Annotated in this window: 21 protein-coding genes; 9 read left to right on the forward strand and 12 right to left on the reverse strand. The window is 63.5% G+C overall.

The genetic code is table 11. The features are described from left to right. Positions 1 to 29: 29 nt before the first annotated feature. Positions 30 to 488, reverse strand: coding sequence for a ribonuclease HI (gene rnhA, locus ABD654_RS10040; RefSeq protein WP_344704748.1), 459 nt, complete (start codon positions 486 to 488; stop codon positions 30 to 32). Beyond that, complete coding sequence (locus tag ABD654_RS10045) at positions 485 to 1,273, reverse strand: methyltransferase domain-containing protein (RefSeq protein ID WP_344704749.1); 789 nt, start codon at positions 1,271 to 1,273, stop codon at positions 485 to 487. Before ABD654_RS10045 ends, rnhA begins: the two co-directional genes overlap by 4 nt. A gap of 53 nt (positions 1,274 to 1,326) precedes the next feature. On the opposite strand from ABD654_RS10045, the gene gloB reads away from it, so the two are divergent. The 7 genes from gloB (at position 1,327) to ycaO (ending at position 10,789) form a co-directional block, all read left to right on the forward strand. After that, entirely contained in the window at positions 1,327 to 2,094 is a 768-nt protein-coding gene (gene gloB / locus ABD654_RS10050) for a hydroxyacylglutathione hydrolase (RefSeq protein WP_344704750.1), read from the forward strand. Positions 2,095 to 2,162: 68 nt separating this feature from the next. Further along, complete coding sequence (locus ABD654_RS10055; RefSeq protein ID WP_344704751.1) at positions 2,163 to 3,320, forward strand: transglycosylase SLT domain-containing protein; 1,158 nt, start codon at positions 2,163 to 2,165, stop codon at positions 3,318 to 3,320. A gap of 130 nt (positions 3,321 to 3,450) precedes the next feature. Next, complete coding sequence (locus tag ABD654_RS10060) at positions 3,451 to 5,241, forward strand: extracellular solute-binding protein (RefSeq protein ID WP_344704752.1); 1,791 nt, start codon at positions 3,451 to 3,453, stop codon at positions 5,239 to 5,241. Between the two features lie 18 nt (positions 5,242 to 5,259). After that, positions 5,260 to 6,333: a microcin C ABC transporter permease YejB gene (locus tag ABD654_RS10065; RefSeq protein ID WP_344704753.1), complete on the forward strand. Its 1,074-nt coding sequence runs from the start codon at positions 5,260 to 5,262 to the stop codon at positions 6,331 to 6,333. Positions 6,334 to 6,336: 3 nt separating this feature from the next. After that, the gene (locus ABD654_RS10070; protein WP_344704754.1) at positions 6,337 to 7,377 is read left to right on the forward strand and encodes an ABC transporter permease; all 1,041 of its coding nucleotides are present in this window, start codon (positions 6,337 to 6,339) and stop codon (positions 7,375 to 7,377) included. 1 nt (position 7,378) lies between these two features. Further along, positions 7,379 to 8,977, forward strand: a complete 1,599-nt coding sequence (locus ABD654_RS10075) for an ABC transporter ATP-binding protein (RefSeq protein ID WP_344704755.1) — start codon at positions 7,379 to 7,381, stop codon at positions 8,975 to 8,977. 87 nt (positions 8,978 to 9,064) lie between these two features. Beyond that, complete coding sequence (gene ycaO, locus ABD654_RS10080; protein WP_344704756.1) at positions 9,065 to 10,789, forward strand: 30S ribosomal protein S12 methylthiotransferase accessory factor YcaO; 1,725 nt, start codon at positions 9,065 to 9,067, stop codon at positions 10,787 to 10,789. Positions 10,790 to 10,809: 20 nt separating this feature from the next. Here the strand turns inward: ycaO and ABD654_RS10085 are convergent, their stop codons facing one another. Both ABD654_RS10085 and ABD654_RS10090 read right to left on the reverse strand, forming a co-directional pair. After that, positions 10,810 to 11,514: a pseudouridine synthase gene (locus ABD654_RS10085; RefSeq protein ID WP_344704805.1), complete on the reverse strand. Its 705-nt coding sequence runs from the start codon at positions 11,512 to 11,514 to the stop codon at positions 10,810 to 10,812. A gap of 49 nt (positions 11,515 to 11,563) precedes the next feature. Beyond that, complete coding sequence (locus tag ABD654_RS10090) at positions 11,564 to 12,394, reverse strand: amidohydrolase (RefSeq protein ID WP_344704757.1); 831 nt, start codon at positions 12,392 to 12,394, stop codon at positions 11,564 to 11,566. Positions 12,395 to 12,505: 111 nt separating this feature from the next. Between ABD654_RS10090 and rarD the strand changes: the two genes are divergently transcribed. Further along, positions 12,506 to 13,402 carry an EamA family transporter RarD gene (gene rarD / locus ABD654_RS10095; protein ID WP_344704758.1) on the forward strand — a complete coding sequence of 299 codons (897 nt, stop codon included), beginning with the start codon at positions 12,506 to 12,508 and terminating at the stop codon, positions 13,400 to 13,402. Here the strand turns inward: rarD and ABD654_RS10100 are convergent. Next, positions 13,388 to 15,055: a methyl-accepting chemotaxis protein gene (locus tag ABD654_RS10100; RefSeq protein WP_344704759.1), complete on the reverse strand. Its 1,668-nt coding sequence runs from the start codon at positions 15,053 to 15,055 to the stop codon at positions 13,388 to 13,390. The genes rarD and ABD654_RS10100 overlap by 15 nt on opposite strands. A 176-nt stretch (positions 15,056 to 15,231) precedes the next feature. Continuing rightward, on the reverse strand, positions 15,232 to 16,494 hold the full coding sequence (locus ABD654_RS10105) for an O-acetylhomoserine aminocarboxypropyltransferase/cysteine synthase family protein (RefSeq protein WP_344704760.1): 1,263 nt from the start codon (positions 16,492 to 16,494) through the stop codon (positions 15,232 to 15,234). Between the two features lie 110 nt (positions 16,495 to 16,604). Here ABD654_RS10105 and ABD654_RS10110 point away from each other — a divergent pair, with 110 nt between their 5' ends. Further along, positions 16,605 to 18,317 carry a SulP family inorganic anion transporter gene (locus ABD654_RS10110; RefSeq protein WP_344704761.1) on the forward strand — a complete coding sequence of 571 codons (1,713 nt, stop codon included), beginning with the start codon at positions 16,605 to 16,607 and terminating at the stop codon, positions 18,315 to 18,317. 87 nt (positions 18,318 to 18,404) lie between these two features. Here ABD654_RS10110 and ABD654_RS10115 read toward each other — a convergent pair whose 3' ends face one another. The 6 genes from ABD654_RS10115 to ABD654_RS10140 form a co-directional block, all read right to left on the reverse strand. Further along, positions 18,405 to 19,112, reverse strand: a complete 708-nt coding sequence (locus tag ABD654_RS10115) for an ABC transporter permease (RefSeq protein ID WP_344704762.1) — start codon at positions 19,110 to 19,112, stop codon at positions 18,405 to 18,407. A gap of 43 nt (positions 19,113 to 19,155) precedes the next feature. Then, positions 19,156 to 20,121 carry an ABC transporter ATP-binding protein gene (locus ABD654_RS10120; protein WP_344704763.1) on the reverse strand — a complete coding sequence of 322 codons (966 nt, stop codon included), beginning with the start codon at positions 20,119 to 20,121 and terminating at the stop codon, positions 19,156 to 19,158. Continuing rightward, positions 20,118 to 21,290: an ABC transporter permease gene (locus tag ABD654_RS10125; protein WP_344704764.1), complete on the reverse strand. Its 1,173-nt coding sequence runs from the start codon at positions 21,288 to 21,290 to the stop codon at positions 20,118 to 20,120. The genes ABD654_RS10120 and ABD654_RS10125 overlap by 4 nt, the downstream gene beginning before the upstream one ends. 36 nt (positions 21,291 to 21,326) lie before the next feature. Beyond that, on the reverse strand, positions 21,327 to 22,265 hold the full coding sequence (osmF, locus tag ABD654_RS10130) for a glycine betaine ABC transporter substrate-binding protein OsmF (RefSeq protein WP_344704765.1): 939 nt from the start codon (positions 22,263 to 22,265) through the stop codon (positions 21,327 to 21,329). Between the two features lie 97 nt (positions 22,266 to 22,362). After that, entirely contained in the window at positions 22,363 to 23,763 is a 1,401-nt protein-coding gene (gene cysS / locus ABD654_RS10135; protein ID WP_344704766.1) for a cysteine--tRNA ligase, read from the reverse strand. Between the two features lie 25 nt (positions 23,764 to 23,788). Beyond that, entirely contained in the window at positions 23,789 to 25,468 is a 1,680-nt protein-coding gene (locus ABD654_RS10140) for a glutamine--tRNA ligase/YqeY domain fusion protein (RefSeq protein ID WP_344704767.1), read from the reverse strand. Positions 25,469 to 25,607: the final 139 nt, after the last annotated feature.

Here is a 25,607-nt window from a genome sequence, read left to right on the forward strand (position 1 = left end):
CTTGTCTCTCCTGGCTTGGCTGCTAGCGCTTACGTATGCTCATCAATGGCCTGATTGGCCAGCGCATCGGCACGCTCGTTGCCGGGATGGCCGCTGTGGCCCTTGACCCAGTGCCACTCTACCCGGTGGCGCTGGGTCTCGGCGTGCAGCGCCTGCCACAGTTCGGCGTTTTTCACCGGCTTTTTGGCCGCCGTTTGCCAGCCGCGCTTCAACCAGCTGTGAATCCACTGGGTAATCCCCTGGCGGACGTATTGCGAATCGGTCCAGATAGCGACCTCGCAGGGCGTATTCAGCGTGCGCAGGGCCGTGATTGCGGCCATCAGCTCCATGCGATTGTTGGTGGTGTGGGCTTCAAAGCCGTAGCGTGTGGTTTCATGTTCACCGCTTTGCAAGACCAGCCCCCAGCCGCCCACGCCGGGATTGCCCCGGCAGGCGCCGTCGGTATACACCGTTACGCGCGGCAAATGCGTACTTGCTTGTTCGCTCAACGTTTATGTTCCTCGTAGCACTTTTCTCGTACTGGCGCTGCGTGACCGCGTGCCACCCCGGCAGGCTGCGGCGCGGTGGGCGGACGCAGCCCGAACTTCAGCCGCTGGACGGGCGCCTGATAGCGCCGGCGACGGGCGCGAATCATATAGCTGATTCCCAGCGCCAGGTTATGCCGCCGCCCCAGCGTTTCCCAGCAGCCGCCGGGGCTGCGTTTGCCAAAGCCAAAACCGCAATAGTCTACCCGCTCGATTTCAAAATCGACAAACGCCAGCCAGTCGCGCAGCCGGCCCGGCGTATACCAGCGCCCGTTGCCCGGATACATGCGCCGCCGGCGCCCCAGCCGATAGGCAAGCGTTGCAAGCCCCAACGGCTGAAATCCGAAAACAATCAGCGTGCCGCTGTCGCGGGTAACCCGCGCCGCCTCGGCCAGCACCCGATGGGCATCCGGGCCGTGTTCCAAAAGATGATGCAGCAAGGTGAGATCCAGACACTCATCGGGCAGCGCCAGCGCTTCGGGCAGACAAACCAGCGTCGCCCTGGCCCGGGCGCAGGCGCGGGCCGGCGCCCACTGTACGACATGGGCCGGGCCTGCGCTGGGAATATGCGATAAAAGCGATGGGCCCATGGAAAGCTCAAGGCCGTGCTGGTCAGGGCGTGACTGGAGCACCGGCCCCAGACAGGCCGCCTGCGCCTGCATCAGCGCTTGACCGCGCCCCGAGGCCCAGTAACGCCGGCTACAGGCCAGCCGCTCGCGCCATTCGGCTTGCCCCTGCGAAGTTGACATACACAGCACTCCCCTCCAGAGTAGCGTCGTTTTTGACCAAAGGATCTCGCCCCATGCTGAGCGTGACACCGATACCCGCCTTTAGCGATAATTATATTTGGCTGTTGCGACAAGATGCGAGCCAAAAGGTTTGCGTGGTGGACCCGGGTGACGCCGCTCCGATCATGGAAGTGCTCGAACGTGAAGCGCTGGAGTTGGAAACCATCCTGATCACCCACCATCATCACGACCATACCGGCGGGCTTGACGAGCTGACCAGCCGCTATTCGCCCCAGGTTATCGGGCCGGACAACCCAGCCATTGCCGGCATTACCCGAGCGGTAGGCGAAGGCGACGAAGTGCGCGTTATGGGGCGTCTTTTCGAAGTCATGGCGACCCCGGGGCACACGCTGGATCACATCAGCTTTTTTACCCCGGGTATTCCATCGCTGCTGTTTTGCGGCGACACGCTTTTTTGCGCCGGCTGTGGCCGGCTGTTCGAGGGCTCACCGGAGCAGCTGCATCAGTCACTGAAGCGCTTCGCTGCGCTGCCGGAAGAAACTCTGGTCTTTGCCGCCCACGAGTATACCCAGGCCAATTTGACCTTTGCCCGCCAGGCCGACCCGGACAACGAAGACGTCGCCTACGCGCTGCAGGAAAGCCGGCGTGCCCGCGAAGCCGAACGCCCCACGCTTCCCAGCACCATCGGCCGTGAACTCAATATCAACCCCTATCTGCGTGTCCATACCGCAAGCGTGCGCCACGCCGCCGGGACCCAGGGGGCCAACAATAGCGATCTTGCCACCCTCACCACGCTCAGGGAATGGAAAAATCGTTTCTAGCCGCCGCCGGCTGGCCGGTGCGGCGGGGAGCAGACACTGTTGATCAACGCTTTTATTGTGACTCGCCCATGACCTACCACGCCCTATGCCCGCGCTTTTTACGGGCCACCGCCGGCGCATTTATTGCCGGTGTGCTGATGCTCGCCGCCGGCCAGCCGGCGATGGCCGAAAGCCAGCATATAGACGCCGCGCCCGCAATCGACTCGGCGCCTTCTTCATTTTGGGACGCTCTGGACGCCACGCCGCAAAACGCCTGGTCGCAGCTGCGCAAAAGCTTTGCCTGGGATATCAACGCCCTGCCGCCCGATGCCCGGGCGCGCGTTGACAAGTGGATCGCTCGCTACCGCCAAAGCCCGCAAAACATTGCCAGCATCACCCGGGAGGCCAAGCCCTGGCTTGCCTGGATTATCCAGCAGGTAAACGCACGCGACCTGCCGGGCGAAATCGCTTTGCTGCCGTTTATCGAAAGCTCGTTTGACCCGGCGGCACGCAGCCACCGCGGCGCCGCCGGCCTTTGGCAGTTCATGCCGCGCACCGGCGATGCGCTCGGGCTTTTGCGCAACGGCCGCTACGACGGCCGGCTTGACGTCACCGCCTCCACCCAGGCCGCCCTGGGCTATATTGAATCCCAGGCCGAGCGCTGGTACGGCGGCGATATCGCGCTTTCCCTGGCAGCCTACAACGCCGGCGCCGGCACGGTGAACAAAGCCCGCCGCCGTGCCCAGCGTCAAGGGCGGGGCAGCGACTACTGGTCGCTCGATCTGCCGGGCGAAACCATGCAGTACCTGCCCAAGCTGTACGCCATCGCGGAAATTATCGGCCATCCCGAGCGCTACAGCGTCCGCTTGCCCGACATCGGCGCCGCCCCGGCTTTTGCCGAGATAGCGCTGGACCGGCCCATAACGCTGACCCGTCTTTCCCGCCGGCTGGACATCAGCTCGCAGCGCCTGGCCAAGCTCAACCCTGGGGCGCTGCAAAACACCCTAAGCCCCCGCGACGGCTCGGTGCTGCTGGTACCGCGGGAGGCCAACCGGCGCACGCTGACAGCTCTTGCGGGCGCCGATGATTCACCGGCGCAGGCGACCCACCGAGTTGAAAGCGGCGACAGTTTAACCGCGATTGCCATGCGCTACGATGTCAGCACCCGGGACCTGATGCGCTGGAACGCCATTGAACAGCCCCGTACCCTGCAGCCCGGGCAGCTGCTCACGCTGACAGACGGCTGACCCCAGCGCCCGCGCGCCGCTGCACAGGAGGCAAGCTGCCATGCGTCACAGGCTACGTAGCGGGAACCGAAAAGCATTCGCTGCCGCCCGGCTCGCGTTCGGGGCGGCCCTAGGCATCGCCCTGAGCGCCATGCCGGCAAGCGCCGCCGATGACAGCGGCGCGCCGCCCTCCTTCCAGCCGGCGCTTTCGCTGTACGGCGAGCCGGCCCTTGGCGACGACTTCGACCACTTCCCCCACGTCAACCCGGACGCCCCCCGGGGCGGCACCATGGTGCGTACCGCCGTAGGCGGAAGCTTCGATTCCACCAACCCCTTTATCATTCGCGGCACGCCGGCCAGCAACGTAAACCTGATCTACGACACCCTGATGGAAGCCAACCCCGGCGAGCCGTTCAGCCTCTACGGCCTGGTGGCCGAAGACGTGCGCATCGCCCCGGACCGCCGCTGGATCGAGTTTGACCTGCGCCCAGCGGCGCGCTTTCAGGACGGCGAGCCGCTCACCGCCGAGGACGTGGTCTTCAGCCTGAATATTCTCCGTGAGGAGGCCAACCCTTTCTACCGCAGCTACTACGCCGGCGTGGATGAGGCCGTGGCGATGTCGCCCCACCGAGTGCGCTTTACCCTCAACGACCCCGAATCCCGGGAGCTGCCGCTGATCGTCGCCCAGATGCCGATTCTGCCCAAACACTACTGGGACGCGCGCGATTTCACCAAGCCTACTCTGGCCGCCCACCCGGGCTCCGGCCCCTACCGTATTGATGAGGTCGACCCCGGCCGGCGCATCGTCTACGCCCGGGACCCGGACTACTGGGGAAAAGACCTGCCGGTCAACGTCGGCCGGCACAACATCGGCCGGCTGGTGTTCGACTACTACCGCGACCGCGACATCGCCTGGGAGGCGTTCAAGGCCGGCCTCACCGACTACCGCACTGATGCCCGCGCCGCCACCTGGGCCATCGGCTACGACTTTCCCGCCTATGAAAAGGGACTGGTCAAGCGCATCACCGTGCCCGACGTCAACCCGTCGCGAATGCAGGCCTTCGTCTTCAACCTGCGCAAAGATAAATTTGACGACCCCCGCGTGCGCGAGGCGCTGAGCCTGACCTTTGACTTTCCCTGGCTCAACACCAATATTTTTTACGATAGCTATCGGCGCACCCGGAGCTTTTTCCAGAACTCGCCCATGCAGGCCGAGGGGCTGCCCTCGGATGACGAGCTGGCGCTGCTTGCACCCTTTCGCGACGAGCTGATCGCCTCCCACGGCTCCGACGCGCTGTTTACCCGGCCGCTGCCCATTGACCAGCCCGAGGCCCTGCGCCCGCGGCTGAAAAAGGCCCTTGAGCTGCTGTATGACGCCGGCTATACGGTCAAGGACGGCACGCTGATCGACGCAGACGGTGCCCCGCTGCGCCTGGAAGTGCTGCTCTACGACTCCGGCCTTGAGCGGGTGGTTCAGCCGATGCTGCGCAACATGGCGCGCCTGGGCGTGCAGACCTCGATTCGCATCGTGGATATCAGCCAGTACCTGAACCGGCTGCGAAGTTTTGACTTTGACATGGTCATCAGCCAGTTTCCTCAGTCCAACAACCCCGGCAACGAGCAGCGGGATTTCTGGACCAGCGACGTGGCCAACCGCCCCCAGAGCCGCAACGTGATGGGCCTTGAAAACGAGGCGGTGGATGCGCTGGTGGAAGAGCTGATTAGCGCCGACAGCCGCGAAGCGCTCAATACCGTCACTCACGCGCTGGACCGGGTGCTGCGCTGGGGCTTTTACGTGATTCCGCACTATCATTCCGGAGAAACCCGCATCGCCGTGTGGGACAAGTTCGGCTACCCCGAGCCGTTTCCCGCGTACGGCATGGATCTGGACGCCTGGTGGGTCGACCCCGAACGCGCCGAGCAGCTGGAAGAGCGGCGTTAACCACACAAGGAGCTGCCCGTGGCCCGCTACACCCTGCGCCGACTGCTGTTGATGATTCCCACTCTGGTGGGCATTTTGCTGCTCAACTTTATTATCGTGCAGGCCGCGCCCGGCGGCCCCATCGATCAGATGCTGGCGCGCTTCGAGAACGCCGATGCCATGGCCAGCACCCGGCTGGATACCGGCGGCGGCGACATTACCGTCAGCGACGATTCCCGGGGTGCGCGGGGCATCGACGAGCGCTTCATCCAGCAGCTGGAAGAACAGTTCGGCTTCGACAAGCCCGCCCACGAGCGCTTTCTGGGCATGCTCGCCGACTACGCCACCTTCGATTTCGGCACCAGCTTCTTTCGCGACCGGCCGGTGATCGACCTGATGATCGAACGGCTGCCGGTATCGATTTCGCTGGGGCTGTGGAGCACGCTGCTGGTGTATCTGGTGTCGATCCCGCTGGGCATTCGCAAGGCGCTGCGCCACGGCTCACGCTTTGACGTCTACTCCTCGGGGTTTGTCATCGTCGGCTACGCCGTGCCCGGCTTTCTGTTCGCCATCCTGCTGATCGTGCTGTTTGCCAGCGGCGCGTATTTCGACTGGTTCCCCCTGCGCGGGCTGACCTCGCCGGGCTTTGCCGAGCTGTCGGCCTGGGGCAAGGTCAAGGATTACGCCTGGCACATGACGCTGCCGGTGCTCGCCGCCTCCATCGGCAGCTTTGCCACCCTGACCATGCTGACCAAAAACAGCTTTCTCGACGAAATTCACAAGCAGTACGTGCTCACCGCCCGGGCCAAGGGTGCCGACGAGCGGCGGGTTCTCTACGGCCACGTGTTTCGCAACGCCATGCTGATCATCATCGCCGGACTGCCCGCCGCGCTGGTGGGCATCTTCTTTACCGGCGCGCTTCTGATCGAGGTGATTTTCTCGCTGGACGGGCTGGGGCTTCTGGGCTTTGAGGCGGTGATGCAGCGGGACTACCCGGTGATCTTCGGCACGCTTTTCTTGTATACGCTGGTGGGGCTGGTGCTCAAGCTGGTGTCGGACTTGACCTATGTGTGGGTGGACCCGCGCATCGACTTTGCCACTCGGGAGGCTTAAGCCATGCGCCTGTCACCGCGTCTATCCCCCATTACCCGCCGGCGGCTTGCGGCGTTCAAGAGCAACCGCCGGGCGCGGGTCTCGCTGTGGCTGTTCGTGGCGCTGTTTGTGCTGAGCTTGGGTGCCGAGCTGATCGCCAACGACAAGCCCCTCGTCATGCAGTTTGACGGCGAGTGGTACGCGCCGCTTTTGTACGACTACCCGGAAACCGAGTTCGGCGGCTTTCTACCCACCCGGGCGGACTACCTGGACCCTTTCATGCAGGAGCAGATCAGCGAACGCGGCTGGGCGCTGTGGCCGCCGGTGCGCTTTTCCTACCAGACGCTGGACATGCAGATGACCCGCCCCTCGCCCGCACCGCCCAGCGCGCGCCACTGGCTGGGCACCGACGACCAGGGCCGGGACGTGCTGGCCCGGGTGATCTACGGCTTTCGCCTGTCGGTGGTGTTTGCCCTGGTGCTCACCGCGGGCTCGCTGGTGCTGGGCGTGGTGATTGGCGGCGTGCAGGGCTACTTTGGCGGCAAGGTGGATCTGATCGGCCAGCGCCTGACCGAGATCTGGTCAGGGCTGCCGGTGCTGTTTCTGCTGATCATTCTGGCAAGCTTTGTTCAGCCCGGCTTCTGGTGGCTGCTGGGGGTGATGCTGCTGTTCTCCTGGCTGGGGCTTGTCGATATCGTCCGCGCCGAGTTCCTGCGCGCGCGCAACCTGGAGTACGTGCGCGCGGCCAGGGCCATGGGGCTGCCGTCCCGGCTGATCATGTGGCGTCACGTGCTGCCCAACGCCATGGTGGCAACGCTGACATTCATTCCGTTTCTGTTTACCGGCGCGATCAGCACGCTGACCGCGCTGGACTTTCTCGGCTTTGGCCTGCCGCCGGGCTCGCCGTCGCTCGGGGAGCTGGCCGCCCAGGGCAAGAACAACCTGCACGCGCCCTGGCTGGGCATCACCGCCTTTTTGACGCTGGGGGTTATGCTTTCGCTTTTGGTATTCATCGGCGAAGGGCTGCGCGATGCCTTCGACCCGCGCCACGCCGGAGGACGCTGATATGACGCCACCTGTAACGCCGGCGCTTGTGTCCGTTGAGGGATTGTCTATCGCCTTTGACGGCGTACCCGTGGTGGAAGACCTCTCACTTGAAGTAAACGCCGGGGAAACCCTGGCGCTGGTGGGCGAGTCCGGCTCGGGCAAGTCGGTCACCGCGCTGGGGCTTTTGAACCTGCTGCCGCCCAACACCCGGGTAAGCGGAGCGCGCCGTCTTGAAGGCGTGGACCTGGCCACGCTTTCACCGCGCCAGTGGAACGCCGTGCGCGGCGGCCAGGTGGGCTTTGTGTTTCAGGAGCCCATGACCTCGCTCAACCCGCTGCATAAAATCGGCAAGCAGATCGCCGAAACCCTGCGCCTGCATCAGGGGCTTAGCGGCGCGGTGGCGAAAGCCCGCTCCCGAGAGCTTTTAGAGCGGGTTAAGCTGCCCCGGGCAGACGAGCTGCTCAACGCCTGGCCGCACCAGCTCTCCGGCGGCCAACGCCAGCGGGTAATGATCGCCATGGCCATTGCCAACAACCCCCGAGTGCTGATCGCCGACGAGCCCACCACCGCGCTGGACGTCAGCGTGCAGCAGGAGATTTTGGCGCTATTGCGCGAGCTGCGCGACGAATACGGCATGGGGCTTTTGTTCATTACCCACGACCTGAATCTGGTGCGCCGCCACGCTGACCGCGTATGCGTGATGCGCGCCGGCCGCGTGGAGGAAACCGGCGCGGTAGGCGACGTGTTTCACGCACCGCAAACCGCCTACACCCAAGCGCTGTTAGCCGCCGAGCCCGACGGCCGCCCCGCACCGGTAACGAACGTGGCACCGCTGCTCACCGCTAAACAGCTCGCCGTAAGCTTCCCCCGCCCCAAACGCGGGCTGTTGGGTGCCGCCCCGCCGGCGTTTAACGCCGTTCAGCCGCTGGATTTAAGCCTGCGGCCGGGGGAAACCCTGGGCATTGTCGGCGAGTCCGGCTCGGGCAAGACCACGCTGGCCTCGGCGATTATGCGGCTGGTGGCAAGCCGGGGTGAGGTAGCGCTCGGGGAGGACCGGCTGGATCGGCTCAAGGGGGCTGCCCTGCGCCGCCGGCGTCACCGCCTGCAGATGGTATTTCAGGACCCCTACGGGGCGCTGTCGCCGCGGATGCCGGTGTTCGATATCGTCAGCGAAGGCCTGCGCTTTCACTTCCCGGGGCTTGACGAGCAGCAGGTGCGCGAGCGGGTCTATCAAACCCTTGAAGACGTGGGCCTGCCCCAAAGCGTGGCGGCGCGCTACCCCCACGAGTTTTCCGGCGGCCAGCGCCAGCGCATCGCCGTGGCCCGGGCGATTATTCTGGAGCCTGAGCTTTTGGTGCTGGACGAGCCCACCTCAGCGCTGGACCGCCAGGTGCAAAAGCAGCTCATCGAGCTTTTACGCCGGCTGCAGGCCGAGCGCGGGCTGGGGTATCTGTTTATCAGCCACGATCTGGCCGTGGTCCGCGCCGTGGCGCACCGAGTCATCGTGCTCAAGGACGGCGAAGTAGTCGAACAGGGCGAGTGCGAGGCGCTGTTCAACGCCCCGCAGCACGCCTACACCCGCCGGCTGGTGGAGGCGGCCAAACCGGCTTGCGTATAGCGACATACCGGGGGGAATGATACAGTTCGCGCCCTGTTTTTGACGCCTCGCTATCGGGGCCATTTTGTTCACACTCCCGGACGCCCCATGACCCATACGTTTATTCCCGGCAAGGATGCCGCGCTTGAAACTTCGCTGGATACGCTCAAAGGCCACATCGAAGGGCTCGGCTTTACTATTGTCGAGGCGCGCTGGCTTAACCCGGCGCCCTATATCTGGTCGGTGCATATTCGTGATCGCGACTGCCCCCAGGTGTTTGCCAACGGCAAGGGCGCGACCCGCAAGGCAGCACTGGCAAGCGCCTACGGCGAGATGCTCGAACGCCTGGCCACGCGCTATCTATGGGCGGATTTTTACCTGACCCCGGCGCAACAGCATTTTCCGTTTATTCACCAGGCCGAAGAGCAGTGGTTTGCCCCGGAAACGCCGCTGGCCGACGTGCTTGACGCGGTGTTTTATCAGCGCTACGGCGACGACCTGACGCTTGCCGAGCTGAGCGACATGAACGGCGGCGACAGCGGCCGCGGCATTTGCACCCTGCCCTACGTGCGCCAGCGCGACGGCAAAACGGTCAACGTGCCGGTTAATCTGATCGGCAACATGTTTGTCTCCAACGGCATGTCCGCGGGCAACACCCGAGACGAAGGCCAGGTGCAGGGGCTGTCGGAAATTTTCGAGCGCGCAATCAAAGAGCGCATCATCCGCGATGCGATCACCCTGCCCGAGATTCCCGCCGACGTGCTGGGCCGCTATCCGCATATCCAGCAGGGCATCGCCGCCCTTGAAGACAGCGGCTTTCAGCTGCGCGCGCTGGACGCCTCGCTGGGCGGCACGTACCCGGTCATCAGCGTGGTGCTATTGAATCCCGATGACGGCGGGCTTTACGCCTGCTTTGGCGCCCACCCGCGCTTTGAGGTGGCGCTGGAACGCGCGCTCACCGAGCTGGTGCAGGGCCGCGCGCTGGACGAGCTGGGCGGCTTCCCCCCGCCGACCGCCGACATGGACCTGGTCACCGACCCGCACAACCTGGAGCTGCACTTCATCGACGCCAGCGGCTACGTCAGCTGGGCGCTTCTGGGCGAAACCCCGGACGTTGCCTTCAGCGACTGGGACGACACCCGCAGCAACGCCGAGCAGCGCGAAAGCCTCATTGCGCTTTTGCACGACGAAGGCCACGAGGTCTACATCGCCGAGCACACCGAACTTGGCGCCTACGCCAGCCGCATTCTGGTACCCGGGTTTTCCGACATCTACCTGCCCGACGAGCTGAAGTGGCACAACAACAACCAGGCCGTACCCCACCGCGCCACGCTGTTTACCCTGGCCCAGGCCGGCGAAGCCGCTTGGCAGGCGCTGCTGGCGTGCCTGGAAGACAACAACGTCAACGACCAGATGAGCGTGCTGGAATGGGCCGGCATTGTCCCCGATCCTGACACCGCCTGGGAACGGCTGCGCGTGGGCGAGCTCAAGCTGTGGCTGCTGCTGGCGCTGGGGGAACAGGACGCGGCGCTGGAGCAGCTTTCCATGGTGCGCGCCTCGGGCAACCTGGTCGCAGAGGACGAGCGCCGCTTTAGCGCTCTGGCAAGCGTGCTGGAGCTGACGGTCGCCGGAGAAGCGCTGGACGACTACGCCCGAGCACTTGCCTTCTACCACGGCAACGCCTTTGCCGAGGCCCGGGCGCTAACCTGCGGCGAGACCGTCTTTCCCGGACTCGACGCCATGGATCCGGACGCACCCACTGTAGGCCACAAGCGTCTTTTGGAAGGCTACGCCAAGGTGCTCAAGGGCCAGCAGCGCGCCGCCGGCGGCTAAAGCCGCGGGCCTTTAGCCGCTTAAAACCGTGCGATCTCGTCGTCGGTCAGCGCCCGCCATTCGCCGGGGGCGAGACCCGCAGCCAGCTCAAGCGGGCCGATGGCTCGGCGATGCAGGGCCGTAACCCGGTTGCCCAGTGCACCGAACATGCGCTTGACCTGATGGTAGCGCCCTTCGCTGATGGCAAGCTCGGCCTCAACGGGGCCCAGCATGGTCAGCGTGGCCGGGCGCGTGGGGCGGTCATCGTCCTCAAGCAGCAGGCCTTCGGCCATGCGCTCGATGGCCCAGGCGGCAGTATCGCCCTCCCAGGGCTCGGCAAGGGTGGCCCGATAAACCTTGTCGCAGCGGTGCTTGGGCGAGGTAATACGATGCAGCCACTGGCCGTCGTCGGTCATCAGCAAAAGCCCGGTGGTGTCCACGTCCAGCCGGCCCACCGGCTGCAGCCGCTCTACCCTGGGCACGTCCAAAAGATCGATAGCCCGCGGATAGAGCCCGCGCCGCGCCGTGCATTCCACTCCCAACGGCTTGTGCAGCATCAGGTAGCGTTTGCCGACCAGCTCAAGCGGCTCGTCCTGCCAGGTCACGGCGTCTTCGTCGGGGCTGATCTGCTGCGCCGGCTGCTTGACCGGCTTGCCGTTCAGCGTGACTTCGCCGGCTTTCAGCGCCTTCTTGGCCAGGCTGCGGGTCAGGGGCGTGGTTTCACTCAGAAAACGGTCAAGGCGCATGGTAGCGGGCTTATTCATGAAAACGGGTACTCATTGATACGTTGACGGATCAGGGCGTCGCGTCACCGGACGCCGTGTCGGGCAGCAGCTGGAAGTGGTCGGCGTCCTGCCAGGCGGGAAACTTGTCGCGAAAGGCGCTCAGCGCATCGCCATCCAGCGTACCGGTGTAGATACCGGCGGTATCGACCGGCGGATCCAGCAGCGCCTCGCCTTTGAAGTTTACCAGCATCGAATCACCGCTGTAGGCAAGGCCGTTGCCGCTTTCCCCTACCCGGTTGACGCCGATAACGTAGCTGAGGTTTTCGATGGCCCGTGCCTGAAGCAGCGTGCGCCAGGCGTGGCGGCGCGGCGCAGGCCAGTTGGCCACGCACAAAAGCGCATCGTACTCGAACGCCTCGCCCGCCGCGGGCTGCTGGCGCAGCCAGACGGGAAAGCGCAGATCGTAGCAGACGCTGAGCAAAAGGCGCACGCCCTTGTATTCGACCACCGGCCGCGCTGTGCCGGGGGCATAGCGTTCGTGCTCGCCGGCCATGCGAAACAGATGGCGCTTGTCGTAAACGGTCAGCTCCCCGTCGGGCCGGGCCCAGATCAGGCGGTTATAGTGCTGACCGTTCTCTTCCACGGCAATGCTGCCAGTCATCACGCAGCCGCGCGCCTTGGCCTGCTGGCAAAGCCAGGCCACGCTTGGGCTTTGCCCCATGGGCTCGGCCATTTTTCGGGCGTTCATGGTAAAGCCGGTGGCAAACATTTCCGGCAGTACGATCACGTCGGTATCGTCGCCGCCCAGATCACCCAGCTGCCGCTCCAGCCGGCGGCGGTTGGCGGCCGGGTCTTCCCAGCGCAGGTCGCTCTGTATCAGGCTTACGGTTAGCTGGCCCATGGCGTTTCTCCCTATATCAGACACGTATGCTACATTAACGCGCTACGCCGTATTTTTTCGACATTTGCACGCTTGCTATTGTGCAAACACCTTCCCCCCAGCGAGGCCGCCATGTCCAGCCATTCCGTTCGCGATCCCGACGCCGCCAAAGGGGTCGGCTTCGGTCTTGTTGCCTATCTCATGTGGGGATGTTTTCCGCTTTTTTTTGCCCTTTTTGAAGGCGTCCCGGCGTTTGAAGTGGTGCTGCACCGCATTATCTGGTCGTGTCTGTTTCTTGCCGCACTGATTACGCTGCTGCGGCGCTGGGCACCGGTGAGGGCAGCGCTGCGCAGGCCCGGGCGCCTGGGGCGGGTGCTGGCCTGCGCGGTGCTCATCGGGTTGAACTGGGGCATTTATATCTATGCGGTTGAAACCCAGCACGTGCTGCAGGCAAGCCTGGGGTATTTTCTCACGCCGCTGGTCAACGTCGGACTGGGCATTGTGGTGCTGCGCGAAACCATGGTGAAAGCCCAGCTGGCCGCACTGGGCCTGGCCACCGTGGGGATCGCCATGCAGTTTGTGCTGCTCAACGAGCTGCCTTGGCTTAGCCTGGTGCTGGCTTTTTCTTTCGGCACCTACGGGCTATTTCGCAAACAGGTAGCGCTTGATGGCCTTTCGGGGCTGTTTGTGGAGACGCTGCTGCTGCTGCCGGCGGCACTGCTGGTGTTTGCCTGGCTGGAAATTCAGGGGCTTTCGCACTTTACCCAGTTCCCCCGGACGACAACGCTGCTGATGGCGGCCGGGGTCATCACCGCGCTGCCGCTTTTGGCCTTTGCCGGGGCGGCACGGCGGCTGCGGCTGGCAACGCTGGGTTTTTTGATGTACATAAACCCCAGCATGCAGTTTCTGATCGCGCTGCTGGTTTTCAACGAGCCGTTAAGCCCTGTCCAGCTGGGCACCTTCGCGCTGATCTGGACAGGGCTTGCGCTCTATTCCTGGTCTGCCTGGCAGCAGTCAAGCGCGCGTTAGCCGCCCGCTTGCCGCCGATGCTTTCGCAGACGGGGATACATCCGGCGTCCTCGCTTTCTGCGAAACGTCGGACGAGGCGCCTTCCGGCTTGTAGCCAATGCGCAGCCCGCCCCAGTGTTCGCCGTTGACGTATACGGGCACAGACAGATCATGCATGATTTCGCCGGTATCACGCTTATAGGTTTGCAGCAGCAGCGGCTTTTCATGAGCGCCGCAGCGACGACCTGTGGGGTCATCAAAAATGCGCTTGCTGCGACAGTATGCCAGGTCGTGCTCGTAGTCGCCGGTGGGCTTGCGGCTTACCGCGCTGTTATGCGTTGGCACATACCCCCGACGATCGCAGGCGATGGCGTAGCTTAGCCCTAGCGCCTCCAGCATGGGCTCTTGCAAAGACGGCAGATAACGATCGGCCACGTCATCAAACGCCGTTTTATATAGCGGTGGCCGGGTGTTGGCTATTTTTTCGTAGCGGGCCTCAAAAAGTCCTTCCCGGGTGAGCTCACCGCGGCGCAGCGCTTGTTCAAAAAGCGTACCGATCTGGTCGGCGACTTTTCTGGTCTGATGGAAAATCGCCTGGTGACGGCCGCTTAGCCGCTGCTGCGCCAGCTCTTCGTCCACGCCCTCGGCATCGTCCATCAGCGCACGCGCCTGCTCGGCAAGGTCGTGCATGTTGCTGTTGCCCTTGTCTACGTCCTCTTCCAGCCGGCGTAGGCTATCGGCTACGGTTTGGCTGTGTTGGCGGGTGCTTTCCATGGCATCGGCCACGCTTGTGATTTCCTGGTGCACGTTTTCAACGTCGTCGCTCATGTGGCCAAGGCTTGTGCCGACGTTTTGAACATCGGATGTGCCCTGTGTGACCCGATTCATCAGCTGGCTGATTGTCTCCACTACGCTGTGACCGCTCTGGCGGATATCCTTGACAAGCCCTTCCACGTCTTTGGTGGCGTTGGACGTTTTCAGCGCCAGATTACGCACCTCGCCGGCCACAACGGCAAACCCTCGCCCGTGCTCGCCCGCTCGTGCCGCTTCGATGGAGGCATTGAGCGAAAGCAGATGCGTTTGCTCTGCAATGCCTTCAATCATCGAAGTGACGTTTCCGACCCGTTCAATGCGCTCGTTCAGCGTACCCAGCATGTCGATCGCGTCTCCCGAACGCGCTGATACATCGGTCATTTCCTGAATGATGCCGTCCAGTTCCCGGCGATTATCGTGGCTGGCCGTCCGCGCGCGCTGCGCCAGCGAAGCCACCTGCGCGGCACTGCTTGATACCTGCGTAATCGCTGCATTGATCGCGGCCATGCTCGCCGAGGCCTCCTCTGTCATGGCTTTTTGGCTATCCAGCCGCTGATCCATCAGATCGGCGTAGTAAGACACCTCGGTCGAGGCGATGGCGGTACGGCTGGCCCGCGCCATTAGCCGATAGGCCATACTGCGCAAAGAGCGATAGTCGCGCACCGGCCAAAGCCACGATCTTTCTTTGGCAAGCGCGTTTCGGTCACCGTAATACACGGCCAGCATACCGCTGAACGCCAGTGCTGCTCCCCCGAGCGCTGCACTAAACAGTCCCGCATATTGCCAAAAGCCATCCACATTAACGCCGGCAATGGAAAAAGCCAGCAGCAGCAAAGCCGCTATAACAGACGCAAAACGCATGATTATTTTTCTCTATGCTGATATGAGCGAGAGCAACAGACGGCTTTTTTCGCCGTTACCGTGGCAGAACGGAGGCGTAGCCTCCGTTGAACAGCATAAACATCTAGCGTTATATACGACGTAGCACTTTGGACGAAGGACGCAGAAGCCGACGGGCCGGCGCTGTGTGTCCCGGCCTATGCAAGCGCCTGATCGAGATCCGCCAGCAGGTCATCCAGGTGCTCGATGCCAATGGAAAGGCGCACCATTTCCGGGGTAACGCCGGCGTTTTTCAGCTCTTCGCCGTTGAGCTGGCGATGCGTCGTGGCCGCGGGAATCGACGAGCAGCTCTTGGCATCGCCAATGTTGACCAGCCGCAGGATCAGCTTTAGGGCGTCGTAAAAGCGTTCGGCAGCCGCTTGGCCGCCTTTGACGCCGAAGCTTAAAATTCCCGAGGCTTGGCCGTTCATATAGCGCTTTGCCAGGGCGTGATCGGGGTGGCTTTCAAGGCCGGCGTATTGCACCCAGGCCACCTGAGGATGGGCTTGCAGATGGCGCGCCACGGCCAGAGTGTTAGCGCAGATGCGCTCGATACGCAGCGCCAGCGTTTCCAATCCCTGCAGCAGATTCCACGCCGCCTGAGCGGACAGTGCAGCCCCCATGTTGCGCAGCGGCACAACCCGCGCTCGGGTAATAAAAGCCGCTTCGCCTACGTCTCGGGTATAGCTGATACCGTGATAAGAGGCGTCAGGCTCGGTGAGCAGCGGAAAACGGCTGGCATGGGTCGCCCAGGGAAAGCGGCCGGAATCCACAAGCACTCCGCCAAGCGTTGTACCGTGGCCGCCGATGTATTTGGTGGCTGAATGAATCACGATATCCGCGCCGTGTTCGATGGGGCGCCACAAAAACGGCGTGGCCGTGGTGTTGTCAACGATCAATGGTACGCCGTGGCGGTGGGCCACCTCGGCAAGCCCGGCTACATCAACGATGCCGCCGGACGGATTGCCCACGCTCTCACAGAAGACCGCCTTGGTACGGCCGTCAATGCACGCTGCGATGGCGTCGGGATCTCCCTTGTCGGCGAAGCGGACGTTAATACCCTGACGCGGCAGGGTATGCGCAAAAAGGTTATAGGTGCCGCCGTACAGTTCGCTGATCGACACAATATTGTCGCCGGCTTCGGCAATGGTCTGAATCGCGCAGGTAATCGCACTCATGCCTGACGCCAGCGCCAGCCCGGCAATGCCTCCCTCAAGGGCGGCAACGCGCTGTTCCAGCACATCGCAGGTCGGGTTCATGATGCGTGAGTAGATGTTGCCCTTTTCCTTTAGATCAAAAAGGTCTGCCGCGTGCCGGGCACTGTCAAAGCTGTAGGACGTGGTCTGATGGATGGGCACGGCGACCGCTTTCTGGCTATCCGGCGAATAGCCGTGATGCAACGCAATGGTTTCGGGTTTCATACGCTCTCCTGACGCGAAACAAGGGCAAAACCCAATGCTAATCAACCCTCAACCTTTACGCCAATATCGTTTACGCTGAACGTCATGATATTTCTCGCCGTGTATATTCCATGATGAAACGCTATTTTCCCGCGCTTGCCTGGCTGCCGCACTATCAGGCGCGGCTGTTCGGCGCTGACCTGCTGGCCGGCGCCATTGTTACCGTCATGGTCATACCGCAGTCGCTGGCCTATGCGCTGCTGGCCGGGCTGCCAGCGGTGGTAGGGCTATACGCCAGCATTCTGCCTCAGCTGGTGTATACGTTTTTCGGCACCAGCCGCACGCTGGCCGTGGGCCCGGTCGCCATTATTGCGCTGATGACCGGAGCGGCGCTAAGCCAGGTCGCGACTCCGGGCAGCGCCGCCTATCTGGAAGCGGCGCTGGTACTGTCTTTGCTTTCCGGCGCGGTGCTGGTTGTGATGGGCGCGCTGCGCATGGGCTTTTTCAGCAACTTTTTGAGCCATCCGGTCATCTCCGGATTTTTAACCGCCTCGGGCATACTGATTGCTGCCAGCCAGCTGGGCGGACTTTTGGGCATAGCCAGCAACGGCTTTACCCTCTGGGAGCGGTTGAGCACACTCTGGCAAAACCTGCCGGACATTGACCCGCTCACGCTTGCCATGAGCGCAAGCGTGCTAAGCTTTCTGGTCTGGGTGAGACGCTACGGCAAAACCAGCCTGAAACGCTTGGGGCTTCCCGCAGCCGCCGCCGATCTGCTCGCCCGCACCGGGCCGATTCTTGCCGTCGTGGCCACAACGCTTGCCACTTGGCTATGGCAGCTGCAAACGCATGGCGTCGCCGTGGTGGGCACCGTCCCCGCCGGCCTGCCCCCTGTCGGCCTGCCCTGGCCCGATGCTTCGCTGTGGCAAACCTTGTTCGTGCCGGCGCTGCTTATCAGCCTAGTGGGCTTTGTTGAATCGGTCTCCATGGGGCAGATGCTGGCGGCCAAGCGGCGCCAGCGCATTTCACCCAGCCAAGAGCTGATCGGGCTGGGAATGGCCAATCTTGCCGCCGGGGTTTCCGGCGCCATGCCCGTTACCGGCGGTCTATCGCGCACCGTGGCCAACTACCACGCCGGCGCCAAAACGCCCGCAGCGGGCGCGTTTGCCGCGCTGGGCATCGGCGTGGTGACGTTTACCCTGACCGACTGGCTTTACTACCTGCCCATTGCCACACTGGCGGCGTTTATCACGGTATCCATTCTGACTCTAGTGGATATTGCCACCCTGCGCGCCACCTGGCGCTATTCCCGCAGCGACTTCACCGCCCAGGCCGTGACCATTGTCTTGACCCTGGGAGAAGGCATTGAGGCGGGCATCATCGGCGGCCTGGTCGTTTCCATTGCGCTTTTTCTCTACCGTACCAGCCGCCCGCACAGCGCTTTGATCGGTCGCGTACCGGCAACCGAGCATTTTCGCAACGTGGCCCGTCACGAAGTGGAAACCGCCTCCCATGTTGCCCTGCTGCGCATCGACGAAAGCCTCTACTTTGCCAACGCCCGCTACCTGGAAGACACGCTGTATAACCTGGTGGCCAGCCGCCCGGCGCTGGAAGACGTGGTGATCGTCTGCTCGGCGGTTAATCTGATCGATGCCTCGGCGCTGGAAAGCCTGGAAGCAATCAACGCCCGGCTCAAGGATTCCGGCGTGACGCTGCACCTGGCCGAGGTCAAAGGCCCGGTGATGGATCGTCTGAACAAGAGCAGCTTTCCCCAGCAGCTTACCGGGCGCGTTTTCCTCAGCACCTATGCCGCCTGGCAGGCGCTGCGGCGTTCTACTGATTGACGTTGAGTCGATATGTTATTTTTTTACGCAACATAAAGATAACGGTATAAAAATGGCGCCAACAAAGCGGCTCAGATATCCGCGGCGTCAGGTGCGCCACATGTGGCGCTGCCATACGCTAAGCAGGCTATCCACGCCAAGGGCCAGCAGCGCGATCATGAGCGCGCCTTGCAGCACATAGGCGGTATTGCCGTTGACGATGCCGGCAATAATCGGATCACCCAGATTGCTTGCACCGACGGTAGCACCCAGCGCCGCGGTGGCGATATTAACCGTGATTGAGGTGCGTACGCCGGCAAGAATAATCGGCGCCGCCAAGGGCAGCTCAACCCGCCAAAGCCGCTGGCCGGCGGTCATTCCCATTGCACGCGCTGCGGTAATTGCTGCGGCATCCACCCCCTGCAGCCCGGCGATGGTATTGCGCACCACGGGCAGAAGCCCGTACAGCGACAGCGCCACCACGATGGGGAGCAGGCCAAACCCCAGCGCCGGTACCGCCAGTGCCAGCACCGCAACCGGCGGAAACGTCTGCCCCAACGAGGCCAGCTGGGCCACCAGCGGCATGAAATCCCGCCCGGGTGCGCGCGTTACCGCAATGCCGGCGGCTATACCGGTGCTAACGGTAATGGCCGCGGCCAGGCCCACGGTGAGCGTGTGGCGACCCAGCAGGGTAAAAAACGTCGCGCGCTGATACACCAGCTGACGGGCATCCGGCGCTACCCACTGCCATAGCGACTCCGCCAGCGGCATGGCCCAGCCGGCCAGCACCAGCAGCCCAAGCCAGACTGCAGGCATGAACCCGCGCGCGAAGCGGCGTTTATCTTGCGCCGGCAGGGCATCAGGACCCAGAGGCATCATCTTTCTCCGGCCGCGCCTTTTTCACCAGCTTGCGCAGCGACAGCTCGCCTACCGGCACGTCGTGCTGATCGACCACGGTGACGCGTTCGCAGTGGTCGCGCAGCATCACCGACAGCGCCTGGCGCAGGGTATAGCGATCGGGGATGCGCGAATGGGCAGGCAGCATAGCGCCTAGAGGTGTCATGTGATCACGCACGCGGGTCAGCGACGCCTGCTTCAACCCCCGTTCAAGGCCGCCCAGCAAAGCGTTGACAAACTCGCTTTCCGGCTTTTGCAACAAGGCCAGCGGACTGCCCTGCTGAACGATCTTGCCCTCGCGCATCACCACCAGATGGTCGGCCAGACGCAGGGCCTCATCCATATCATGGGTGACCAGCACCACGGTTTTATGCAAACGCGCCTGCAGCCCGGAGAGCATGGTCTGCAGCGTTTCGCGGGTGATCGGATCCAGCGCGCCGAACGGCTCGTCCATCAGCAGCATATAGGGGTCCGCCGCCAGCGCCCGGGCCACTCCCACACGCTGTGCCTGACCGCCGGAAAGCTGATGGGGATACTTGGACGCAAACTCAGCGGCCGGCAGGCCCAGCATCTGCATCAGCTCATCCACGCGCTGGCGCACTCGGCCGGCGGGCCATTTGAGCAGGCGCGGCACGGTGGCGATGTTGCGCGCTACGTTCCAGTGGGGAAAAAGCCCGGTGTCCTGAATAGCGTAGCCGATCCGGCGGCGCAGCTGCACCGGATCGTAGGCATTGATTGCCTGGCCGTCGAGCACGATCTCTCCGCCGGTGTGCGCAGTGAGCCGATTGATCATGCGCAGCGTGGTCGACTTGCCGCATCCCGATGTGCCCACCAGCGCACAGAATTTGCCTTCGGGCACGGTAAAGCTGATGTCGTCCACCGCCAGCGTATCGCCAAAGCGCTTGCTGACGTTGTATAGCTCGATCACAGCGCGTCTCCCTGGCGTATTGCCTCACGGCGAAAGATATCGGCCAGCGCCCCCAGCAGCGCATCGGCAATCAGCGCCATGGCAATGATGGGCAGCGCCCCCAGCAGCACCATATCCATGGCTGCCTGGCCCAGCCCTTGAAAAATAAAATCGCCCAGCCCGCCGGCGCCGATCAGTGCTGCCACCGCGGTGAGTCCGATGGCTTGCACCGTGGTAATCCGCACCCCTTCCAGCAGCACGGGAAGCGCCAGCGGCAAACGCACCTGCCAGAAACGCTGCGCCGGGCGCATGCCCATGCCGCTGGCGGCGTCAAGCACGGCCGGATTGACCGCCTCCAGCGCGATGCAGGTATTACGCACCACCGGCAACAGGCTATAGATCGTCAGGGCCAGCAGCGCCGGCGTCCATCCGATGCCGCTGACACCCAGCGCGGCAAGCCACTCCACGTTGGCCCCCAGCCAGGCAAGCGGTGCCAGCAGCAGGCCAAAAAGCGCCAGGCTGGGTACGGTCTGCAAAAAGTTGAGCAGTGCAAAAGCCGCCGGCTGACAGACACTAAAGCGCCGTATCAAAAGTGCGGTGGCGATGCCCAGTACGATGCTGGTGCCAACCGCTACGCCCACCAGCGCCAGATGTTCGCCCAGCGCCCGGTAAAACAGCGCGCTGCGCGCCTGAAACTCCTGGACCAGCGCCAGCGGTTCAAGCCACAGCGCGGCACACAGCCACCAGACACCGGCTACGCCCGCCAGCCATAGCGCCATCGCGCTGCGAGCAAGACGCATCTTCAGGCGCAGCTCCACCAGACACAGCGAGAGCAAAAACAGCACTGTCCAGCAGGCCGGCCCCAGGCTCAATCTGGCCTGGGGCATGCCGGGCTTGATCCACCCGTGTGCAGCCAGCATCAGGCCGAACGGCATCAGCGCCAGCAGCAAAACGCTTACAGCAAGCAGCGCTGCATCGCGATGGCGCACGGGATAGGTGGCAAGCACTGCCATTACCACCGGCAGCAGCGTGGCAAGCCCGGCACCCGGCCAGCCGAACGCTTGCCATAGCGGGTAGCCGGTGCCGGCCACAATGCGATTGGGCGCCACGCTGACCGCATCCAGCCCCCAGAGCGCAGCAAGCATCGCCACCGCCAGGCTAAGCAGCACGCGATTAGGGCACGGCTGCATGCGTCGTACCGGTAACGCCTCAATCAGCGACACGAATCAGCGACCCAGATCGTCGAGATAGTCGCTTGCCACCCTGCCGGCCGCACGACCGTTCACCGCCACCTCGGCGTTTAAACGCTGCAGCGTGGTGACGTCGAGGGTATCGAACACGGTTTCCAGTGCGGGCACCACGTCAGGATAGGCATCAAGCACCCACTCGCGCGCCACCGGCGCCGGCTGATACACCGGCTGAACGTTGCGGGTATCTTCCAGCACCGTAAGCCCCAGCGCGGCCAGGCCGCCGTCGGTGCCGTAGGTCATCGCGGCGTTGACGCCGCTGGTCTGGCGAGCGGCGGCGCGCATGGTGGCCGCGGTATTGCCCCCGGACAGCACCAGCAGCTGGTCTTCGCTGAGGGTAAAGCCGTAGGCCTGCTGAAACGCCGGCAGGGCCTGTTCTGACGCAACAAATTCGGCGCTGGCGGCAAATTTGAACCTACCGCCGTCGGCCAGATAGTCCGCCAGGTCGTCCAACGTCACCAGGTCGTGCTCCTCGGCCAGGTCCTGGCGCACGCTCATCGCCCAGGTATTGTTGGCGCTCGCCGGCGACAGCCACACCAGCCCGTTGTCGGCATCCTTGTCGCGCACGGTTTGCCAAGCCTGCTGCGGCTTTTGCCATACCGGGCTTGCGGTCATATCGAAGAAAAACGCGCCGTTGCCGGTATATTCCGGATACAGATCGATTTCTCCGGTCAAAAGGGCCTGGCGTACCACGCTGGTCACGCCCAGCTGCAGGCGGTTTTCCACCGGCACGTCGATACGCTCAAGCGTCTGCACAATCAGCTCGCCGAGCACGGCCCCTTCGGTATCGATCTTGGAGCCGATCACCACGGCCCTGTCGTCCGACGTCGAAGCGGCGAGCGCCGGCGAAGCGATCACCGGCGCGGCCAGTATTAAAGCCGCAAGGCCGGCGTATTTCTTGAGAAAAGAGCAGCGCATAGTCATCGTCCTTTGAGCGTGGCATCGCATCGGTCGCAGGGGCTGTTTCCCTGCCTGCCTGACGCCACTATAGCGACACACGCCGGCCGGTAACAGATCAGCCGTCGGCCGACTGGATGACCCAGCGCGTGCCTTCGCGGGAATCCTTGAGAATAACCCCTTCGCCGGCCAGCTCGTCGCGGATGGCATCTGCCAGGGCAAAATTCTTGGCCGCCTTGGCCTCGGCGCGCCGGGCAATCTGCGACTCTATATGTGCGGCATCCACGCCCGCATCGCCGCCGTGAAGAAAAGCGCCGGGCGGCTGGGACAAAAGCCCCAGCACGCCGCCAAGAGCGCGCAGCTCGCCGGCCAGCCGCGGCGCACTGGCGTCGCCTTCGGCCCGGGCGCGGTTGAGATCGCGCGTCAGCTCAAACAGCACCGCCAGCGCTTCCGGCGTATTGAAGTCGTCGTCCATGGCCTGAATAAAACGCCTGGCGTAGGCGCTTTGCGGCTCGATCAGGCTATCGTTGAAGGGCGCCGGCTCAATGCTGTCCAGCGCCGTGTACAGCCGCGTCAGCGATTTGCGCGCCTCGGTCAGCGAATCCACGGAATAGTTGATCGCGCTGCGGTAGTGGCTGGCCACCAGCAGATAGCGCACTACTTCCGGATCGTGCTCGGTGAGCACATCGCGAATGGTAAAGAAATTGCCCAGCGACTTGGACATTTTCTCCTGGTCTACGCGTACGGCGCCGGCGTGCATCCAGGTGTTGACGTAGGTCTGGCCGGTGGCGGCTTCGGACTGGGCAATCTCGTTTTCGTGGTGGGGGAAGGTCAAGTCCGGCCCGCCGCCGTGAATGTCAAAGGTGTTGCCCAGACTGCAGGTGGACATGGCCGAGCACTCGATATGCCAGCCCGGCCGGCCCTTGCCCCAGGGCGACGGCCAGTGCGCCTCGCCGGGCTTGGCCGCTTTCCACAGCACGAAATCCAGCGGGTCTTCCTTGCTATCGTCCACGTCCACCCGGGCACCGGCACGCATATCGTCGAGGTTGCGGTTGTTGAGCCTGCCGTATTCGGCAAAGCGGCGCACCCGGTAGTACACGTCGCCGTTGGCCGCCGGGTAGGCATAGCCTTTCTCGATCAGCGTCTCGATCATGGCGATGATCTCGTCAACGTGGCCGGTGGCCCGGGGCTCGGCGTCCGGCGGCAGCACGCCAAGCCGGGCTTCGTCTTCGTGCATGGCCGCGATCATGCGCTCGGTCAGCGCCTCGATGCGTTCGCCGTTATCGGCGGCGCGCTGGAGGATCTTGTCGTCGATATCGGTAATGTTGCGCACATAGGTCACGTCAAAACCGCGCGCGCGCAGGTAGCGGCTGATCAGGTCAAACGCCACCATGACCCGGGCATGGCCTAGATGGCAGTAGTCGTAGACCGTCATGCCGCATACGTACATGCCGATTTTGCCCGGCTCAAGAGGCGCCAGCGGCTCTTTGCGTCGGGTCAGGGTGTTATACACCTGCATGGGGATCTCCTTGCCTCAATCGGGCTTAGCCTTTCTTTTTGATTTTCGCCCAGGTGTCCTTGAGCCCCACGGTGCGGTTGAACACCAGATGCTCAGGCGTTGAGGCGTGCCGGTCGGCGCAGAAATAGCCCACGCGCTCGAACTGAAAACGCGATTCGGGCGTTGCCTCGGCCAGGCTTGGCTCACCGATGGCGCGGCAGGTCACCAGCGACTCAGGGTTTAGATGTTCAAGGAAGTCGGCGTCCTTGTCCCGGTCGGGCTGCTCCACGGTGAAGAGATTGTCGTACAGGCGCACCTCCATGGGAATGCCGTGCACCGCGCTGACCCAGTGCAGCACGCCCTTGACCTTGCGCCCTTCCGGATTTTTGCCCAGCGTATCGAAGTCGACCGAGCAGCGCAGCTCCGCGATTTCGCCGGCGGCGTCCTTGATGACCTCGTCGCAGCGGATGACGTAGCTGTTGCGCAGGCGCACTTCCTTGCCCGGCGCCAGGCGGAAGAACTTTTTCGGCGGCTCTTCCATGAAGTCGTGGTGGTCGATGTAGAGCTCGCGGGTCAGCGGCACTCGGCGCACGGCCATATCGTCCCGCGCGGGGTGGCCGGCGACGCTGTAGGTTTCCTCGAAGTCTTCCGCGACGTTGGTCAGCACCACCTTCAGCGGGCGCAGCACGCACATGGCGCGGGGGGCGTTGTCTTCCAGGTCGGAACGGATGGCGTGGGTGAGCATGGCGATATCCACCAGCCCGCTGTCCGAGCGGCTGACGCCGACCATGTCGCAGAACTTGCGAATGGAAGCCGGCGTATAGCCCCGGCGGCGCATGCCCGAGATCGTCGGCATGCGCGGGTCGTCCCAGCCGTCAACGAAGCCTTCGTCCACCAGCAGTTTGAGCTTGCGCTTGGAGGTCAGCGTGTAGTTGAGGTTCAGCCGGGCAAACTCGGTCTGGCGCGGCCGGGCCGGCACCGGCAGGTTGTCTAAAAACCAGTTGTACAGCGGCCGGTGATCCTCGAACTCCAGGGTACACAGCGAATGGGTCACGCCTTCAACGGCATCGGACTGGCCGTGGGTGAAATCATAGGACGGGTAGATGTGCCATTTGTCGCCGGTCTGGTGGTGGGTGGCGTGGCGAATGCGGTAAAGGATCGGATCGCGCAGGTTGATATTGGACGAGGCCATGTCGATCTTGGCGCGCAGCACACGGCCGCCTTCGGCAAACTCGCCCTGGCGCATGCGCTCCAGCAGATCGAGGTTTTCCTCCACGCCGCGCTCGCGGTACGGGCTGGGCGTGCCCGGCTCGGTGAGCGTGCCGCGGTAGTCGCGAATTTCATCCGGCGAGAGATCATCGACATAGGCCTTGCCCTCGCGCACCAGATGCTGCGCCCAGGCGTAGAGCTGGTCGAAGTAGTCTGACGCAAAACGCACCGGGCCTGCCCATTCAAAGCCCAGCCAGTGCACGTCTTCCTTGATGGCATCGATATAGGCCTGCTCTTCCTTGGCCGGGTTGGTGTCATCAAAGCGCAGGTGGCACTGCCCGCCGGTTTCCTCGGCCAGGCCGAAGTTCAAACAGATCGATTTGGCATGGCCGATATGCAAAAAGCCGTTCGGCTCCGGGGGAAAGCGCGTCACGATGCGTTCGACCTGGCCGCCCGCAATCTCCTCAAGGACCTGGTTGCGGATAAAGTTGGGCGCTTTAGGGGTCTCAGTGGTCATGGTGGCGTTGGAAACCTCGTAGTCGATGGCGTGCCGGCCTTCGCGGTACCGGGCAAAACCGGTATTATAACGTGACGCCGATGCTTAGGGCCAAGGCTAATGCCCGGTTTAAACGCGGCGACGCTTTTAATGAACAGGA

It is taken from the genome of Halomonas cibimaris, from assembly GCF_039537045.1.
In the GTDB taxonomy this organism is placed as follows: domain Bacteria; phylum Pseudomonadota; class Gammaproteobacteria; order Pseudomonadales; family Halomonadaceae; genus Vreelandella; species Vreelandella cibimaris.

Bases quoted from the DNA above. Each gene is read 5' to 3' on its own strand.
- ABD654_RS10085 (WP_344704805.1), bottom strand. From the start codon at position 11,514: ATGCGCCTTGACCGTTTTCTGAGTGAAACCACGCCCCTGACCCGCAGC.
- ABD654_RS10100 (WP_344704759.1), bottom strand. From the start codon at position 15,055: ATGCGTTTTGCGTCTGTTATAGCGGCTTTGCTGCTGCTGGCTTTTTCC.
- ycaO (WP_344704756.1), top strand. From the start codon at position 9,065: ATGACCCATACGTTTATTCCCGGCAAGGATGCCGCGCTTGAAACTTCG.
- ABD654_RS10055 (WP_344704751.1), top strand. From the start codon at position 2,163: ATGACCTACCACGCCCTATGCCCGCGCTTTTTACGGGCCACCGCCGGC.
- ABD654_RS10045 (WP_344704749.1), bottom strand. From the start codon at position 1,273: ATGTCAACTTCGCAGGGGCAAGCCGAATGGCGCGAGCGGCTGGCCTGT.
- osmF (WP_344704765.1), bottom strand. From the start codon at position 22,265: ATGCGCTGCTCTTTTCTCAAGAAATACGCCGGCCTTGCGGCTTTAATA.
- ABD654_RS10070 (WP_344704754.1), top strand. From the start codon at position 6,337: ATGCGCCTGTCACCGCGTCTATCCCCCATTACCCGCCGGCGGCTTGCG.
- ABD654_RS10140 (WP_344704767.1), bottom strand. From the start codon at position 25,468: ATGACCACTGAGACCCCTAAAGCGCCCAACTTTATCCGCAACCAGGTC.
- ABD654_RS10110 (WP_344704761.1), top strand. From the start codon at position 16,605: ATGATGAAACGCTATTTTCCCGCGCTTGCCTGGCTGCCGCACTATCAG.
- ABD654_RS10105 (WP_344704760.1), bottom strand. From the start codon at position 16,494: ATGAAACCCGAAACCATTGCGTTGCATCACGGCTATTCGCCGGATAGC.
- cysS (WP_344704766.1), bottom strand. From the start codon at position 23,763: ATGCAGGTGTATAACACCCTGACCCGACGCAAAGAGCCGCTGGCGCCT.
- rarD (WP_344704758.1), top strand. From the start codon at position 12,506: ATGTCCAGCCATTCCGTTCGCGATCCCGACGCCGCCAAAGGGGTCGGC.
- ABD654_RS10125 (WP_344704764.1), bottom strand. From the start codon at position 21,290: ATGCAGCCGTGCCCTAATCGCGTGCTGCTTAGCCTGGCGGTGGCGATG.
- ABD654_RS10115 (WP_344704762.1), bottom strand. From the start codon at position 19,112: ATGCCTGCAGTCTGGCTTGGGCTGCTGGTGCTGGCCGGCTGGGCCATG.
- ABD654_RS10090 (WP_344704757.1), bottom strand. From the start codon at position 12,394: ATGGGCCAGCTAACCGTAAGCCTGATACAGAGCGACCTGCGCTGGGAA.
- ABD654_RS10075 (WP_344704755.1), top strand. From the start codon at position 7,379: ATGACGCCACCTGTAACGCCGGCGCTTGTGTCCGTTGAGGGATTGTCT.
- gloB (WP_344704750.1), top strand. From the start codon at position 1,327: ATGCTGAGCGTGACACCGATACCCGCCTTTAGCGATAATTATATTTGG.
- ABD654_RS10060 (WP_344704752.1), top strand. From the start codon at position 3,451: ATGCCGGCAAGCGCCGCCGATGACAGCGGCGCGCCGCCCTCCTTCCAG.